The organism is Shewanella sp. NKUCC01_JLK, assembly GCF_019345615.1.
GTDB classification, from domain to species: Bacteria; Pseudomonadota; Gammaproteobacteria; order Enterobacterales; family Shewanellaceae; genus Shewanella; species Shewanella oncorhynchi.
This window is the reverse complement of sequence record NZ_JAHKRD010000001.1, coordinates 359574-375959: the sequence shown is the minus strand read 5'-3', so window position 1 is coordinate 375959 and position 16386 is coordinate 359574. Positions and strand designations below refer to the sequence as shown.

At 47.3% G+C, this 16386-nt stretch carries 14 protein-coding genes; 4 read left to right on the top strand and 10 right to left on the bottom strand.

Features of this window, described 5'->3' with window-relative positions; translation table 11 throughout:
- Nucleotides 1-43 precede the first annotated feature (43 nt).
- Nucleotides 44-1564, bottom strand: coding sequence for a methyl-accepting chemotaxis protein (locus KO537_RS01665; RefSeq protein WP_219233711.1), 1521 nt, complete (start codon nt 1562-1564; stop codon nt 44-46).
- A 468-nt stretch (nt 1565-2032) separates the two neighbouring features.
- On the opposite strand from KO537_RS01665, the gene pheS reads away from it, so the two are divergent.
- The 4 genes from pheS to lpxM all read left to right on the top strand — a co-directional run bounded on the left by pheS (nt 2033) and on the right by lpxM (nt 6762).
- On the top strand, nt 2033-3016 hold the full coding sequence (pheS, locus tag KO537_RS01660; RefSeq protein ID WP_006081368.1) for a phenylalanine--tRNA ligase subunit alpha: 984 nt from the start codon (nt 2033-2035) through the stop codon (nt 3014-3016).
- Between the two features lie 15 nt (nt 3017-3031).
- Nucleotides 3032-5419 (top strand): phenylalanine--tRNA ligase subunit beta, encoded by a 2388-nt coding sequence (gene pheT / locus KO537_RS01655; RefSeq protein WP_219233710.1) that lies wholly within the window; start codon nt 3032-3034, stop codon nt 5417-5419.
- Between the two features lie 3 nt (nt 5420-5422).
- Nucleotides 5423-5719: an integration host factor subunit alpha gene (ihfA, locus tag KO537_RS01650; protein WP_006081370.1), complete on the top strand. Its 297-nt coding sequence runs from the start codon at nt 5423-5425 to the stop codon at nt 5717-5719.
- 104 nt (nt 5720-5823) lie between these two features.
- Nucleotides 5824-6762: a lauroyl-Kdo(2)-lipid IV(A) myristoyltransferase gene (lpxM, locus tag KO537_RS01645; protein WP_219233709.1), complete on the top strand. Its 939-nt coding sequence runs from the start codon at nt 5824-5826 to the stop codon at nt 6760-6762.
- Nucleotides 6763-6918: 156 nt separating this feature from the next.
- Here lpxM and hypA read toward each other — a convergent pair whose 3' ends face one another.
- From hypA to cybH, 9 genes are all read right to left on the bottom strand, one after another.
- Nucleotides 6919-7272 (bottom strand): hydrogenase maturation nickel metallochaperone HypA, encoded by a 354-nt coding sequence (hypA, locus tag KO537_RS01640; RefSeq protein ID WP_028760186.1) that lies wholly within the window; start codon nt 7270-7272, stop codon nt 6919-6921.
- Complete coding sequence (gene hypE, locus KO537_RS01635; protein ID WP_219233708.1) at nt 7272-8288, bottom strand: hydrogenase expression/formation protein HypE; 1017 nt, start codon at nt 8286-8288, stop codon at nt 7272-7274. The genes hypA and hypE overlap by 1 nt, the downstream gene beginning before the upstream one ends.
- Nucleotides 8281-9420, bottom strand: coding sequence for a hydrogenase formation protein HypD (gene hypD, locus KO537_RS01630; RefSeq protein ID WP_219233707.1), 1140 nt, complete (start codon nt 9418-9420; stop codon nt 8281-8283). Before hypD ends, hypE begins: the two co-directional genes overlap by 8 nt.
- A 62-nt stretch (nt 9421-9482) precedes the next feature.
- Nucleotides 9483-9728: a HypC/HybG/HupF family hydrogenase formation chaperone gene (locus KO537_RS01625; protein ID WP_028760183.1), complete on the bottom strand. Its 246-nt coding sequence runs from the start codon at nt 9726-9728 to the stop codon at nt 9483-9485.
- Nucleotides 9728-10525, bottom strand: a complete 798-nt coding sequence (hypB, locus tag KO537_RS01620; protein ID WP_105252278.1) for a hydrogenase nickel incorporation protein HypB — start codon at nt 10523-10525, stop codon at nt 9728-9730. Before hypB ends, KO537_RS01625 begins: the two co-directional genes overlap by 1 nt.
- Nucleotides 10526-10712: 187 nt before the next feature.
- The gene (hypF, locus tag KO537_RS01615; RefSeq protein WP_219233706.1) at nt 10713-13130 is read right to left on the bottom strand and encodes a carbamoyltransferase HypF; all 2418 of its coding nucleotides are present in this window, start codon (nt 13128-13130) and stop codon (nt 10713-10715) included.
- Between the two features lie 94 nt (nt 13131-13224).
- Nucleotides 13225-15141: a NiFe hydrogenase gene (locus tag KO537_RS01610; RefSeq protein ID WP_219233705.1), complete on the bottom strand. Its 1917-nt coding sequence runs from the start codon at nt 15139-15141 to the stop codon at nt 13225-13227.
- Between the two features lie 3 nt (nt 15142-15144).
- The gene (locus tag KO537_RS01605) at nt 15145-15702 is read right to left on the bottom strand and encodes a HyaD/HybD family hydrogenase maturation endopeptidase (protein ID WP_105252281.1); all 558 of its coding nucleotides are present in this window, start codon (nt 15700-15702) and stop codon (nt 15145-15147) included.
- A gap of 7 nt (nt 15703-15709) precedes the next feature.
- On the bottom strand, nt 15710-16384 hold the full coding sequence (gene cybH / locus KO537_RS01600; RefSeq protein ID WP_028760178.1) for a Ni/Fe-hydrogenase, b-type cytochrome subunit: 675 nt from the start codon (nt 16382-16384) through the stop codon (nt 15710-15712).
- Nucleotides 16385-16386 lie beyond the last annotated feature (2 nt).

Below are 16386 nucleotides of genomic sequence, written 5' to 3'. Positions count from 1 at the left end.
TTTGGGTGTTAAGTGAATTTAAATTCCATCAAATAATGCTCGACTAGATTTTTAATCCCACCATCAACTGATCCAGTTGCCCCGCAGTTGCTTGCAGCTCATCACAACCTGAAACCGACTGGTTGGCCGATTGCTCCACATCGTGTGATTGGTTGCGAATTTCCATTAAGTTAGTCGCAATCTCGTTGGCCACTGCCGATTGCTCTTCGGCCGAGGTCGCAATTAGCACACTCATTTCAAACACTTTGTTGCTGTGGTGGGCGATAAACTCTAAGTCTTTACCCGTTTGCAGTACGTGTTGTTTACCTTCATTAGCTTGATTCACAGTACGTGACATCACTTGTGTCAGATTGCGAGTACCCGATTGAAGTGATTCGATCATGGTTTTGATTTCAACCGTTGCGGCCTGAGTTCTCCCCGCTAAAGTACGCACCTCATCGGCCACCACGGCAAAGCCACGACCTTGTTCACCGGCGCGCGCCGCTTCAATCGCCGCGTTGAGGGCCAGTAGGTTAGTTTGCTGGGAAATCGCATTAATAGTTGACACCACTTCATCAATTTTACTGGCGTTGTCATTGAGTACACCCACCGCATTTGAGGCCGCGGAGATTTCATCCGATAACACATCGATGGCCTTAACTGTGGTTTCAATATCTTTCCCGCCCGCGCTAACCTGTTGATTGGCTTCTTGGGTTTCGGCTGAGGATTGTTCGGCATTGCGGGCAACTTCTTTCACTGCGGCGGTCATTTCTTCCATTGCCGTCGCTAAGGAGTCCAGATGTTGTCTCTGGTTTACCGCCAAGGATTGACCTTGCTGCGCAGTGCTACGAAACGATGATACAACTTCGCGTATTTTAGCGGTCGATTCTGCGATTTGCTTGACTAAGGTATGTTGACGTTCTACTAAGGTATCTATGCTGATGGCTAAGATACTGAACTCGTCTTTTACTTCGAAGAAGTTTAAACGCCCCGTTAAATCACCCGATGCGGCCCGTTTTAATGCCATCACTGTCGTATAAAGTGCGCCGCCTACGAAGGTTGAAATGTAATAGCTGAACAAAAATAGCACAAACAAGAGTGCCGCCATTAGGCCATAAACCAGCAGGTTATCGTTGGCGAGCAAGGCATCAATTTCTTTGCTGTCTAGGGGAATAATCGTGATCAGGTTTTGATCGTTAACGCGACTCACAGCTCTAGGTTGCTTACCGCTATCATCAATACCACCACCACTGCGAGCGATGGATTGCGCTTTACTGTCGGCTTCATTTACCGAAACAATGCTGACATTACCTTCAATTTCGCGACTTAGCTGGCTAAGGATAGTTTGGCGTTCTGGCTCTGGTAGTTTGTTATATAAGCTGCCAGTGACTTGGTTGATTTGTTGTGAAGCATTTTGCAGACTGTTGAGCTGTCCTTGAATTAAGGTTTGCTGGGATTGGTTATCTAGGAAAAGCGCCAGTCCGACAATCATTAACATGGGAACGATAGAGAGAATAGCGAATTTAGTTTTTAAGGTCATATGGATAAGATATTGATCTATCCAGCGAAATTTTACTTCTTTCATGAGTGCCTCGATAAAATGGGCTATAAACCGAATGTATATCGGTCAGTTTGCCATAGACTTTATAGTTTTCTGTTTTGTAATGATTTATATGGTTAATGTAGTCTAATTGCAGTCGTTATTGTGTTGTTTGCTGCAATTTTGGCAAGGTACAGGTGTGAGTTTACAGTTTAGTTACAAATGCTGCTAGTGGCTGAAAGCGGAAGTTGTTTACGTCAGAATCGAGGTTTGGGTTTCCCTTGAGCAAAACTCAGGCTCCAAACTGGGGTAACACATGAATTTGCATGATAAAAACCCCCAATAAGCCCTAGTAATATGCCGCTCGCTCGCGTAAAATTTCTATCCTTTTATTTCGTTATAGCTAGCAAAGCGTCTGGCATTAACGCCCGATAACCTGAGCACCCAAATAGCCTGAAAGTTTGGCGCCCATAGCACTTGTTTATCAAGCGCGACTATGCAGTGGAAGAGAAAATGCAGCAGTTAACTGAGATCGTAGAACAAGCCTTAGTCATTATTGACCAGGCCAGTGATCTAAAAGCACTGGATGATATCCGTGTCGATTACCTTGGTAAGAAAGGTAAGATCACCGACATGATGAAAATGATGGGTAGCTTAAGCCCTGAAGAAAAGCCAGCCTTTGGCCAAGCGGTCAATGATGCTAAACAGGCGATTCAACAAAAATTAACTGAGCGCATCGATGGTCTGAAAAGTTCGGAATTGGAAGCCAAATTAATCGCCGAAAAGATTGATGTGACTTTGCCAGGCCGCACCCAAGAGATCGGTGGCTTACATCCTGTGACTCGAACCATTGAGCGCATCGAAACCTTTTTCGGGGAATTAGGGTTCTCGGTAAAGCAGGGGCCTGAAATTGAAGATGATTTCCACAATTTCGATGCACTGAATATCTCTGAGCACCACCCAGCGCGTGCTGATCATGATACCTTTTATTTCAATCCTAAACTGATGCTGCGTACCCAAACTTCGGGCGTGCAAATCCGTACTATGGAAACTGAAAAGCCACCATTACGCATTATTTCTCCGGGTCGTGTTTATCGTAACGATTACGACCAAACTCACACGCCTATGTTCCACCAAGTGGAAGGGTTGTTGGTTGATGAGCATGTTAACTTTGCTGAATTGAAAGGCATTTTGCATGACTTCCTGCGTAATTTCTTCGAAGAAGATCTGCAAGTGCGTTTCCGTCCATCTTACTTCCCATTCACTGAACCTTCAGCGGAAGTGGACGTGATGGGCAAAAATGGTAAATGGCTAGAAGTGCTTGGCTGCGGTATGGTACATCCGAATGTGCTGCGCAGCGTTGGCATAGATCCAGAAAAATACTCTGGTTTTGCTTTTGGTATGGGTGTCGAGCGCTTAACTATGTTGCGTTACGGCGTAAACGATTTACGTGCGTTTTTTGAAAACGACCTACGTTTCCTGAAGCAATTTAAATAACGGAGCTGTAATAGCATGAAATTTAGCGAATCTTGGCTTCGTGAATGGGTAAACCCTTCAGTCAGCCGTGAAGCATTATCCCACCAGATCACTATGGCCGGTCTCGAAGTCGATGACGTTGAAGTCGTTGCTGCCGATTTTAGCGGTGTGGTGATTGGTGAAGTGGTGGAGTGTGGTCAGCATCCCGATGCCGATAAACTGCGCGTGACCAAAATCAACGTTGGTGGTAGCGAACTTATCGATATCGTCTGCGGTGCACCAAACTGCCGTCAGGGTCTTAAAGTGGCTGTGGCTATGGTTGGCGCCGTATTACCTGGCGATTTCAAAATCAAGAAAGCCAAGCTGCGTGGCATGCCATCAGAAGGTATGTTGTGTTCATACAGTGAGCTTGGCATCAACGTCGAAAGCGATGGCATCATCGAATTGCCATTGGACGCGCCGCTTGGCACTGATATCCGTGATTATCTGCAACTTAACGATGCCGTTATCGATGTGGATTTAACGGCTAACCGTGCCGATTGCTTAGGTATGGCAGGCCTTGCCCGTGAAGTGGGCGTGTTAAACCGCCAAACAGTGGTTGAGCCACAGTGGCAAGCCGTCACGGCAACGACAGATGCAAAGGTCACGATTAACGTTAACGCGCCTGCTGCGTGTCCACGTTACTTAGGCCGTGTGGTTAAAAACGTCAATGTGAAAGCGCCTACGCCATTATGGATGCAGGAAAAACTGCGCCGTAGCGGTATTCGCTCTATCGATCCTATCGTAGACATCACTAACTTTGTGTTGATTGAATTCGGTCAACCTATGCACGCTTTCGATCTTGCCAAGTTAACGGGCGATATCCAAGTGCGTTTAGGCACTGGCGAAGAGAAAATCACCCTGCTTGATGGCAGCGAAGTGACGATTCCCAGCGATACCTTAGTGATCGCCGATGATGCGCGTCCATTAGCCCTTGCAGGCGTGTTTGGCGGCGAATATTCAGGCGTGAGCGACACGACCCAAGACATACTGCTTGAATGTGCCTTCTTCGCGCCGCTTGCCATTATGGGTAAGTCACGTCGTTTAGGTTTGCATACAGATTCATCACACCGCTTTGAGCGTGGTGTTGACCCTGAGATGCAACACACGGTTATCGACCGTGCGACCCGTTTAGTGCTGGATATCTGTGGCGGTGAAGCTGGCCCTGTAGTTGAGGCTAAATCAGAGGCTGATTTACCCAAACCTGCACAAATCGTTTTACGTCGCAGCAAGTTAGATCGAATTTTAGGTCACCATGTACCTGATAGCGATGTCGTTGAAATCCTACAACGTTTAGGTTTTAGCGTCGTTGTTAGCCAAGATAGTTGGCAGGTCACTACCGCGACTTATCGTTTCGATATGGCGATTGAAGAAGATTTGATCGAAGAAGTGGCCCGTATTTACGGTTATAACAATATCCCGAATACGGCGCCTGTTGCCGCGCTGCGTATGTCAGATCATAAAGAATCTGACTTAAGCCTAAAACGCGTGCGTGCCTTATTGGTCGCTCGTGGTTTCCATGAAGCGGTAACCTACAGCTTTGTCGATCCAAAACTGCAAAATCTGGTTCACCCTGGTTTAGACGCTATGGTGTTACCAAACCCAATTTCCAGTGAAATGTCGGCCATGCGCCTGTCAATGTTCACCGGTTTATTGGCCGCCGTTGGCTACAACCAAAGTCGTCAACAGAGTCGCGTGAGACTTTTTGAAACTGGCCTGCGCTTTGTTCCTGATATCAATGCAGAATCCGGTGTAAGACAGCAAGCAATGCTCGCTTGTGTCATTACTGGGCTCCAAAATGATGAACATTGGGCTATGGAATCGAAAACTGTTGATTTTTTCGACCTTAAAGGTGATTTAGAAGCAATTATCGGCTTGACAGTTTCCGCATCAGAATTTAGCTTTAGAGGAGCGACGCATTCTGCTCTCCATCCGGGGCAATGTGCTGAAATATTGAGAAATGATCGAGTGATCGGTCATATAGGTGCAATCCATCCTAGTTTGGAGAAGCCTTTTGGACTCAATGGTAAAACCATCGTTTTTGAGTTGGAATTGGATGCTTTATTGCATACCAGTTTGCCGCTAGCCCAAGCTGTATCTAAGTTTCCAGCTAATCGTCGTGACATCGCAGTCGTAGTAGATGAGAGTGTATCTGCAGGTGATGTAATGAAATTGATAAGAAAAGTTGGCGAAAATCAGTTGGTTGGCATAAACTTGTTCGATGTATACTTAGGTAAAGGTGTTGAACCCGGCAAGAAGAGCCTGGCGATAGCACTTACATTACAAGACACTACTCGTACGCTTGAGGAAAAAGAGATTGCTGAGACCGTTGGTTCAGTCGTTTCTGCCCTTAAGTCCGAGTTCAACGCATCGTTGAGGGATTAAAGTATGGCACTTACCAAAGCCGAAATGGCAGAACATCTTTTTGAAACACTCGGAATGAACAAACGTGTCGCCAAAGAGATGGTTGAGTCGTTCTTTGAAGAGATTCGGGGCGCACTTGAAAGTGGTGAGCAGGTCAAGTTATCTGGCTTTGGCAACTTTGACCTTAGGGACAAGAATCAAAGACCGGGAAGGAACCCAAAAACAGGCGAAGATATCCCAATTTCTGCTCGTCGTGTCGTGACTTTCCGTCCCGGCCAAAAGCTGAAAACTCGTGTAGAAGCAGCAAACACGGGTAAGTAATTTCGTTTGTTTGATGGGAAAGCCACTCCTTAGAGAGTGGCTTTCCTGTTTATTTTTTCGTGCAATATCTCCATTGTTTTTATCCACTGTCTGAGGTGAATTCTTTGTCAAGACAGCCCAAACATTTTGACCGTCGTTTTAAACTCGCCTTATTACACCCTAGATACTGGGCCACTTGGTTAGTGATTGGTCTATTAGTGATTTTCGGACTCATGCCCGCATGGCTGCGTGATCCTATTGCAAGATTATTGGCAAAAATAGTGATGCCAATTGCTAAAAAGCCCATTAGCGTTGCGAGAGCCAACTTAAGGGCGTGCTTTCCTGAACAATCCGCCGCCGAGATTGAAGTGTTAATCCGTGAGAACGTGCAAAACTTCGTTTTGGTGTTGTTAGCACAGGGCGAATTGCTGGTGCGCTCAAAAGCGCATTTACGTCGTCGAGTTAATTTAATCGGCTTTGAACATGTGACTAAAGCGCAGGCTGCGGGGCAACCGATCATTTTTATCATGCCCCATGTGTGGCCAATCGATTATGCTGGTTTACGCCTTAACCTTGAGTTGCCTATGGTGACTATGGCCAAAGCCCATAAAAACGGGTTATTCAATTGGTTTAGTAATCGTGTACGCAGCAGTTGTGGTGGCCATGTGTATATGCGCGAGGCGGGCATTCGGGCGTTATTGGCTGAGCTTAAGCGCGGTAACAGTTTCTTTTATCTTCCCGATGAAGACTTAGGTCCTGAACAAAGCGTGTTTGCGCCTTTTTTAGGCACAGTGAAGGCAACGCTACCTGTTGTTGGGCGTTTAGCGCAGGCGGGTAATGCTCAAGTGCTGCCAGTAAAGATTGGCTACAACCAAGCGACACGCCAATTTGATCTCACTGTGATGGCGGCCGTTGCGCCTGAAGATATGATGGGCAAAGAAAACGAAGCGTTGGCACTGAACAAAGTGGTCGAGCAAGTTATCTTAGCTTATCCAGAGCAGTATATGTGGTTCCTGCGGTTGCTCAAGACGCGCCCAGAGGGTGAAGCTTCTATTTACGGCTGATTGTAGCGTGACTGAAATAGTGTGGTTTAAAATGGCTTTGAGCTCTGATTGCTCGAAGCCATTTTTGTGTTGAAGGGCGTTATTTATTGATAGCACTCTTTATTTATAGAGCGTTTTATCAATAGCGCTGTCGTTAACCATGCGTATCGTGGATGATTAATCCTCATTCTGTTCCATCTCAAGTTGCATCAGTAACATATCTTCGCCATCGAGTACGCGAGTACGAAAGCTTTGACATGCAGGGCAGACGACCGTGCGCTCACTCAGTACGGATTCAGTCTGGCAGTCTTGGCAAAGTATCACTAGCGGCTGAATTTGCATATTGAGTAGGGCTTCTTTGCAAATCCCATCGAGCTTGAACGTATCGAAGGCCGTTTGTAGCAGGCTAGGTTCAACCCCGCTCATGACTCCCAGTTTGATATCCACTCGGGTGATTTTATCGGCATGATTGGCCAGCGCGTGCTGTTCGCATTGCTCAATCAGGGCACTCACAATCGAATATTCGTGCATCAGCAAATCCTTGGCAGCAGTTCACCTTGGGGAAGATCGAGATAACGCTTAGTATTCCAAGGCGTTCTTAGCACGACTTTTCCTGCCAGTTCATCACTCACAGTGCCGATTATCGCTGCATGCTCACAGCGCCCAAAGCGTTGCATGATCTCGAGCGCGCCTAAGGCGATGTCGTTGGGAACGGCGAGGATGAAAGTGCCTTCGTTGGCAAGATCCATGGCTTCGAAACCATAGAGTTCGCACAGACCTTTGACTTCATCGCTGACGGGAATACTGGCTTCATTCACTGTGATACCAACATTGGAGGCGACAGCCCATTCGTTCAGCACCGCCGATAAGCCGCCGCGAGTCGCATCGCGCATCGCATGAATGGGAATATTGGCGGCGATCAATTGCTCAACTATGGGCCAGAGCGTCGCGCAGTCACTTTGCAATGCCGATTCGAGGGTGAGTCCTTCTCGCGCCATTAAAATCGCTGCACCGTGGCAGCCAATATCACGGGAGACAATAATGGCATCGCCTACGGTGACATTCGCCGCGGAAATATTGGGACGCAAGATACGACCAATGCCTGAGGTATTAATAAATAAACCATCGGCGCACCCCTTGGGTACGACTTTAGTGTCGCCGCAGACTATCCGTGCACCACTGTGTTTTAATTCTTTCGCCATACTGCGGACAATCGTAGTTAAATCCTTGATAGAAAAGCCTTCTTCGATGATCACACTACAACTCAAATACTGAGGTTCTGCGCCCATCATAGCGAGATCGTTGACTGTGCCTGCGATGGCGAGTTTGCCGATATCGCCGCCAGCAAAAAACAAAGGTGAAACGGTAAAAGAGTCAGTAGTAAAGGCGTTGGCGCCGTGCAAATCGAGTTTGGCAGCGTCTTCTTCGCAACGAAGGATTGGATTATCAAATTCGGCAAAAAACAGATCACGGATCAGTTTATTCATTTCTTTGCCGCCACCACCGTGGCTGAGCTGAATGGATTTATCTTTTAGCGTATCAGCCATGATGTGGCTCCTTGATATCGATACCTTGATAGCGGTAATAGGCATTGCAGGCACCTTCGGAGCTGACCATGCAACTGCCTAAGGGCGTTTCGGGATTGCAGCCGCGGCCAAAAACTTTACAGTCCTTTGGTTTAGCAAGCCCACGAAGAATGTCACCACACTGACAGGCTTTATGATCGTCAATTTCCTTCACGGGTAGGCGGTCTTTAAAGCGCAGTTCGGCATCCCTGTGGGCATATTCGGGTTTGAGCTGCAGCGCTGAATTGGGGATTGGGCCTAGGCCACGCCAGCGAAATTGCGGTCTGATATTGAAGAATTGATTTACTTTGGCCTGCGCCGTGAGGTTGCCGTCCTCCGAAACTGCGCGGCTGTATTGGATATCGAGCTCCGCTTTACCCGCGGCTTTTTGGCGCACAATCCGTAAAATCGACTCCATCACATCGACGGGCTCAAATCCTGCCACCACTACGGGCGTGCCATAGTTTTCGACTGTGCTGCGATAGATTTTTGCGCCACTGATCACGCTTACATGGGCTGGGCCGATAAAGGCGTTGACCCTCGCTTTTGGGTCGTGCATCACGGCATCAATTGCGGGTGGCACTAATACATGATTGATATGAAACAGTAGATTTTCGAGTCTTTCGTGTTCGGCCAGTTGTAACAAAATTGCTGTCATTGGGGTTGAGGTTTCAAAGCCAATGGCGAAGAACACTACGGTTTTATCGGGATTATCGCGGGCAATTTTGAGCGTATCTAAGGGATCGTAAATTGGGCGAATATCGCAGCCCTTGGCCCTAAAACTGGCTAAAGAGCCTTGAGAACCAGGCACGCGGATCATATCACCCAGCGTCACAAGAATAACATTTTCTTGGGAGGCAAGCGCCGCGGCTTGGTCAATGCGCTCTTTAGGCATAATGCACACTGGGCAGCCAGGACCATGGATAAATTCAATATTATCCGGCAGTAAATCTAGCAAGCCGTATTTCATAATCGTATGAGTATGGCCACCACAGACTTCCATGATATTGATTTGTTGCTTAACCAATTTAGCGGTTAACTGAATATCCCGTGCTAAATTGGCAATCGTTTGGGGATCGCGAAAGCCTTGATAGAGGTGTTTTAGTTCAAGCATGCTTTTTCCTCGGTGCACTCGATAGGGGTGCGCCTTGCGACTTAATCCTGCACTGCTGATGGTCAGTGTATGGCTTCATTTTCAAGCTTAGTGACGATTTCTTTGTATAGATCAATGCTTTGCTGCGCATCTTCCTTATCAATTTTGTTCATCACAAAACCAATATGGATCAACACATAGTCGCCAATTTCCAGTGGCTCATTCATTAAATGACTGCTGACATCGCGGCGCACGCCTAAGGTATCGACGGTGACACTCTGGCGCTCAATATCGACCGCCACCACTTGGGAAGGTATGGACAAGCACATTATTGTGCACCTCGAATATTGTCTTTAAGCCAAGCGGCTACAGCCTGCATGGAGTCGCCATCTTTAATTGAGACTTCAATAATTTGAGTTGCTGGATTGAGTTTTTTAAGCTGCGCTCTGGCTTCGTCCATCTTGAAATCAAAATAGGGCAGTAGATCGCACTTTGTGATAAAAACTACATCGGCGCGGCGGAACATCACAGGATATTTTTCAATCTTATCATCGCCTTCTGGCACTGATAGCAGCACGATATTTTTGTGAGTGCCCACATCATAACTGGCTGGGCAGACGAGATTACCGACGTTTTCGACAAAGCAAATATCGAGTCCTTCAAGCGGCAGATGATGTAGGGCACCGTGCACCATAAAGGCGTCGAGGTGACAGGCGCTGCCCGTTTGAATTTGATAGGCCTTAATGCCTTTAGCGATGAGGCGGTCGGCATCGCGTGAGGTTTCTAAGTCGCCCTCGATCACCGCATAGTTGAGCTGCGTGTATTCTTTGAGATTTTCTAATAGGGTGGTTTTGCCACTGCCCGGGCTACTCATGATGTTGAAGGCAGTAATATTATGTGCCTCAAAGTGGGCGCGGTTATGTCCAGCTTCGACATCATTTTTATCTAAAATTTTGTGGATGACTGACAAGGTTTTTTTATCGTTTAACTGAGGATTTGTGTGTAACTCTTGATGGCTATGCTCATGAGTATGTGAATGGTCATGATTATGCTCATGGCTATGGGCATGCGCGCCTAGATGATCATGGTCGTGGCGGGTAAGGGAGCAGCCGCAGTCTTTACACATTTTACCTCTCCTTGTATCGGCAGAGTACGAGGACTTTGCCTGACAAATAATGATTGATGTACGAATCGTTAATTTGGTTGCGCTAATGTTGAGTGTGATACAAATTGCGCTACGGATCTTTGATGTTCGTCAGGTTTATGGGGATAAAAATGGCGAGTGAACATCAGGGCTTATCAAATAAGTAAGGTTATTGACTCTGATGAATGCCATACCAAAGTTGGCCTAGGGCGATGCCGCCATCATTGATGGGGATCTGTTTACTGGATAACATTTTATTTCCTTGGGCGCAGAGCTTGTTCAGGCAGTATTCCAATAGATATTTATTTTGAAATACGCCACCGCAGAGCACAGTTGGGAGGTGTTGATACTGGGCGGCATAATCACAGATAGCATCACCTAATGTGTGTAAAAAGGCGCGTGCGATGGCATAGCATCTATTGTCTGTTAGCGGTTGTGCTGTAATCAATTCAACAATTTGCTTGAACATCTCACTGCTGCGCCACTGGTCGATGTCAAGAGGTAAGTTAAACGAAATGACTTCAAGGGCTAATGCATCGGCGCGATTGGCCGCGGCTTCTATCGCCATGCCCGCTTGACCTTCAAACAGTGTGGTTTCGATTAAGCCTAAGGCGCAGGCGAGGGCATCGAACAGTCGTCCGACAGAGGAGGTTTTTATCGCGCTGCCGTTCTGCCAGATCTTATGTAAGTTAGTCAGAGTGTTTGGGCGCATGTTGTTTAATATAGGTAATTGCAATGCGAGTACAGCATCGAGGCTCATTTGCTCGAATAATAATGCCAGTAACAACCTAATGGGTTGCTTAATGGCTTGCTCGCCACCTAGCAGGGCTATGGGCTCAAAATGGGCCAGTCGCTGCGCTTTATCGAGCGTAGTTAATAGCACTTCACCGCCCCATAAACTGCCATCGTCGCCAAGCCCAGTACCGTCAAAACTAAAGCCGAGTACGGGATCTCGATATTGATTTATCGCCATCACGCTGAGCACATGGGCATGGTGGTGTTGCACCGATAAACATTGGTTTTGACTAGTATCGCTGAGTTTTACACTCGAGTTTGAGTGCATTTCAGCCCAGCGCGAAGGGGCATAATCTGGGTGTTTATCGCGAATAATAAGATTTGGCGTAAAGTGATACAACCGAGCAAAAGTGGCTAAGGTGCGCTCAAAATATTGCTCGGCGCTGACACTGAACAGGTCGCCAATATGGGGACTTAAAAACACATTATTGCCAAAGCCTAAGGCGATGGCATTTTTTTGTTGTGCGCCCACGGCCAAAATTGATTGGGTCAGCGGTATATCTAAGGGGAAACTTAACGGTGCATAGCCGCGGGCGAGGCGCAATACTTGCACCTCTGCGGAGGAATCCAGTTGCGGCTGGATCACTTGCACCACACTGTCATCACAGCCATTAATAATCGGCCGATTATGATCGACTACCGCATCCACCACATGGCTTAAGTGACTAATAAGCTCATCACAATCAGTGATGATAGGTTCACCGGAAACATTGGCGCTGGTTGCAACTAATGGCCCTTTGAAGAGACCTAATAGCAAATGATGTAGCGGTGTGTAGGGTAAAAATACCCCGAGTTTATTCAGATTGGGGGCGACAGCTAAGCTGAGATCATGTTCGGCTCGGCTGCTCATCAGCACTATGGGCCTTTCCTGCGAACTCAGCACTCGCCACTCGGCATCCGTCCCTGTGACATAGTGCTGTGCCATAGTGATATCTGCCATCATCACCGCTAGCGGCTTGGCTTGGCGCTGTTTTCGCAGCCTAAGTGTATTGACGGCATTGTCACTTCGGGCATCACAGATTAAGTGAAATCCACCCAATCCTTTAATTGCCAGAATCTGCCCTTGGCGTAATCTGTCAGCCGCTGCTGTCAGTACCGCAAGATCCGTACTTAATTCAGGTGTGCTGACATTTGAGGCATTGGGAAGGATGTATTCCCCTTGCGGTGTTTTTAAACTGAGTCTGGGGCCACAGGCGGGGCAACTTATGGGCTGGGCATGGTAGCGGCGGTCGAGTGGGTTTTGATATTCTTTGGCGCACTCGGGACACATGTCAAAATCGGCCATGGCGGTGTTGTGTCTATCATAGGGTAAAGCATTGATAATCGTGTATCGAGGGCCACAGTTAGTGCAGTTGGTAAAGGCATAGCCAAAGTGACGATCATCAGGATTATGCATATCGTTCAAGCAATCTTGGCAGGTGCTTTTATCCGCCGATACCGCCACCTGCGCACCTATCGGTGAACTTGGGTCATCGTCCTCATGGCTGTCGCTTTTTATAATCTCAAACGTGGTTTCGCTTAATAAAATCGGCAGTGGTATTTGGCTGATATTGTCGATACGGGCGAGTGGCGGCGGGGTGGTATTGAGTACTGCGATAAAGCGAGTGAGGTTTTCATCATTACCTTGCAGCTCAATGGTCACGCCTTTGGCATTGTTGAGCACTGTGCCCGTCAGTTGAAACTCAAGGGCATAACGATAGACAAAGGGGCGAAATCCCACCCCTTGTACTATGCCAGTGACGTGCAACTGACAACGCTTTAACGTAGCTCCCTTGTGGACAAGGTATTCCAACGCGAGCCTTCGTTTTATCTGCAGGTCACTGTGCTTTTTGTGGCGACTATTATGCCTATGTGGCTTCATGCGTTGTGACTTAACTTTTGGCCTCCTAATCATGGGCATTCAGTTGGCGCTGCTTAACGTAAAGTGCCCCAACGGCTAAGTTATCGCCGTCTAAATCTAGGCTGCGATTGATCACCAATGGAAAGTTTTTGCCTAAGCGTAAGCTGATGCGTTTGCACAGGGTTTCATTGATTAATTCATTGCCCGCTAAGGCTATATTGTGCACGCCGATATTTAAATCGATATGCTCGATCCAGTTAGATAAATAGTCCGCCAGCGAGTCTTGCATTGCAAAGGCGAGCTGACTCGGATCGTCATTACCCGCAATACGAAAACTTAACACTGTGCCTAAGGTTTTACACCAATTTAGGCTGCGGTGGGCTTCACCTTTGGTCAGCGGATAATCGATACGCGGTGCATTGGCACCGTGGTAGCGCATGGCGGCGGCCATGAGTGCATCGCTGAGCCTTGTTTGGCTTTGAGTCTCTTCTTGTGTATTAAGGCCAATTAATATGGCAGCAATCGCCCACAGGCTTTGTAAGTTGTCCCGTCTGCCGTGAAGCTTTAGGCTTAAAAGTTTTAGGTAATCTTCGGGGAACAGGCTCTTAAATTTTTGCGCTACGGCTTTTTGTGGACTGCTGTCCAGTTGATGGAAGATTTCGTAACCGTTATCGGGCAGCTCGGGCAGGGCGAAGAAAAGTTCAGTGTCGCCCTTATTATCACAGGTGACAATTTGACTCGTATGGGTATGGCTTAAGTAAATGACCGCGGCATTTTTTGCCTGTTTATGACTGGTAAACTTACCGTTGAGCAGCGCACTGAATAGCGCTGCGTCTGCAAGGGTGTGATTTTCTGTGTTGACTGTATTTTGATTATTATCGCTTAGCATACTAGTGCAATGAATATCACTGTCTTCACTTGACGCTACTTGAGTCAATACTGCCACACTCAGTTCGCCTTGGTGCGATCGTGAACGTTTCGCCGCTTGCCATTGGGCTTGATAGCCGTGAAAACTGACTTTTTCCCTTAAGGGTTCTGGAGCGATAAAGTGCTTGGTTTGAACCTGTGTTGAGCTTAAATCGTGACTGGCGATTTGTGCCCAAGCACCATCGACCCAAGCTAGCTTTGGCCTATTATGCGGTCCTTTAATGTAAACCCAATCGACCCCTTTTTGTCGTAATACTTCCCCGAGCACTAAGATCACTCGGCTGTAGGCAAAGCAAATGTCGTACAGTGGTGCACTGAGTTTGTCGTGTTCTTGCGTTGGTCTCGCGCAGATAAGCGGCTTTTCAATACTCGAAAGCGCGAGTACCTGCGCATCGTTCAGACAAAAATGGGCATTCAGCGTATTGGGATTACAAATTAACAGTTGTGGCCGCTCGCCTAAGGGCTGAGCAAACGGTGTCAGACTAAGTTGCAGATTATCGGCGGCCGCTAATATCAGCGGGCCTTGTGTCAGCAGTCCCTGTGCCATGGCTTTAATATCTGACAAGGTTAACGCTTTTTGTGCGGACGTTAATTGTGTTTCGCCCTTGCAGCAAGGGCAAATTAAATCGAGTGTGCCAAACTTAGCCGACTGATTATCGCCAATCAACGGATAACAATGCTGGCAAAAAGGCACTATGGCAGGGCTTGATCCAGACTGTGGAAAGGGCAGTAAGGTTTTACTGCCTTGGGGCTCGTCGATGACTTTAATACTAGAGTCAATCAACCAAGCGGAAATCAAAAAGTCCGCTGCAATGGCATCGGCCAATTGTTCTAGTTGGTTTTGCTCGCCCTGAGCTTCAATAAAATAGCTTTGAGGGCCAAAGTCATGTTGGCCAGCACTATATTGACCTGAGCTATGTTGACCATTACAGCCTATGCTGATATTTAGCTCATCGTAATTTAGATATTGATTACATAAATACGCATACAAAGGCACCTGACGTGAGCAGGTAAAATCAAATCTGATGTTTTTCATCTTCTATATACTTTCACCAGTAGTAACGCCACGTTTATAAGAGTCAGGGATCAGCGAGTCAATACTATGCTCGGCAACACGCGTCGCAGTGAACCCAAGGGAGGCTAAGTGGGATAACAAGCTTGATTCCATTAAAGGTACCGCGGCGGCGACTTTAGGGGTCAAGCCTAGCACCATAGGTTCGAGCACGGTTGGGGTGACGCCAAGCACGAAGGTTTTAGGCCTGTCACCGACCATTTCCATCATATTGAGGGTTTGCAGCATTTCGACTTCATGGGCGCTGCCTTGCCAGTCGATTTCCTTCGGCGCTTTATCAAAATCGAAGAAATAGACTTCGCCGGCTTCTACGCCATTGGCGTTAACAGTATCGACCACGATTAAATAATCGTATTGGCAAATAATAGGGATAAGTCCCTGAGCCAAGGTGCCGCCATCGAGCAGCGTTAGCTGGTGGGACTCATGGGTAAACTGATAATTATCAGCTATATAATTGACAAAATGTACGCCGATGCCTTCATCGGCGTACAGGACATTGCCAATACCGAGTAGCAATATCTTCATTGGACTCCTAGTGGTGTGAGTCTGGCTTTGGGTAGTCATAGCCAGAGACAATCGAGTCAACTGAGTTATGTTTGAAGCGTATCCCTGACCAAACCGCCATATAGACGTGGATAACCACAAAGATAACAAATGCCCAAGTGAGGTAGTGATGCCAAATCCTAACTTGTGCTAGCCCACCCATTTGTGCCGTGATCCAAGCGGCGCTGCCCCAAAGCATGCCACCTAAACCTTGGTGATACACATTGGCATACAACACCAGACCCGTTATACATATCACAAGAGCGACCAGTGAGATTGCTACATAAGTCACAAATTGCAGCGGTCCATAGACACCGGCTTTATGTAAGTGCCCCATCCATAAGTAAGATTTCAGCTGAGTGATCCAGCTTTTTACGCTCATGACATCGCGAAATGAGCGCCGCTCAATGTCGCTTCGGCTGAAAAAATACAGGTAGAAGCGCACTAAAGTGATTGCGGTTAGTACAAAACCGCAAATCAGATGAGCGAAGCGGATCCAGCCTTGTACGAGTACGTCCGTACTTTCAGGCGCCACAAGAAACGGCCAAGCAATATAGAATCCGGTGATCACTAGCACCAGAATTGATAGTGCCCTGAGCCAGTGAAAAATCCGTATTGCCGGACTAAAAATCAGTGTCCGAATGCGGGTTGCAGAATGGTTCATTT

Bases quoted from the DNA above. Each gene is read 5' to 3' on its own strand.
- pheS (WP_006081368.1), top strand. From the start codon at position 2,033: ATGCAGCAGTTAACTGAGATCGTAGAACAAGCCTTAGTCATTATTGAC.
- hypD (WP_219233707.1), bottom strand. From the start codon at position 9,420: ATGCTTGAACTAAAACACCTCTATCAAGGCTTTCGCGATCCCCAAACG.
- cybH (WP_028760178.1), bottom strand. From the start codon at position 16,384: ATGAACCATTCTGCAACCCGCATTCGGACACTGATTTTTAGTCCGGCA.
- KO537_RS01665 (WP_219233711.1), bottom strand. From the start codon at position 1,564: ATGAAAGAAGTAAAATTTCGCTGGATAGATCAATATCTTATCCATATG.
- ihfA (WP_006081370.1), top strand. From the start codon at position 5,423: ATGGCACTTACCAAAGCCGAAATGGCAGAACATCTTTTTGAAACACTC.
- KO537_RS01605 (WP_105252281.1), bottom strand. From the start codon at position 15,702: ATGAAGATATTGCTACTCGGTATTGGCAATGTCCTGTACGCCGATGAA.
- hypA (WP_028760186.1), bottom strand. From the start codon at position 7,272: ATGCACGAATATTCGATTGTGAGTGCCCTGATTGAGCAATGCGAACAG.
- hypE (WP_219233708.1), bottom strand. From the start codon at position 8,288: ATGGCTGATACGCTAAAAGATAAATCCATTCAGCTCAGCCACGGTGGT.
- hypB (WP_105252278.1), bottom strand. From the start codon at position 10,525: ATGTGTAAAGACTGCGGCTGCTCCCTTACCCGCCACGACCATGATCAT.
- pheT (WP_219233710.1), top strand. From the start codon at position 3,032: ATGAAATTTAGCGAATCTTGGCTTCGTGAATGGGTAAACCCTTCAGTC.
- KO537_RS01625 (WP_028760183.1), bottom strand. From the start codon at position 9,728: ATGTGCTTGTCCATACCTTCCCAAGTGGTGGCGGTCGATATTGAGCGC.
- KO537_RS01610 (WP_219233705.1), bottom strand. From the start codon at position 15,141: ATGAAAAACATCAGATTTGATTTTACCTGCTCACGTCAGGTGCCTTTG.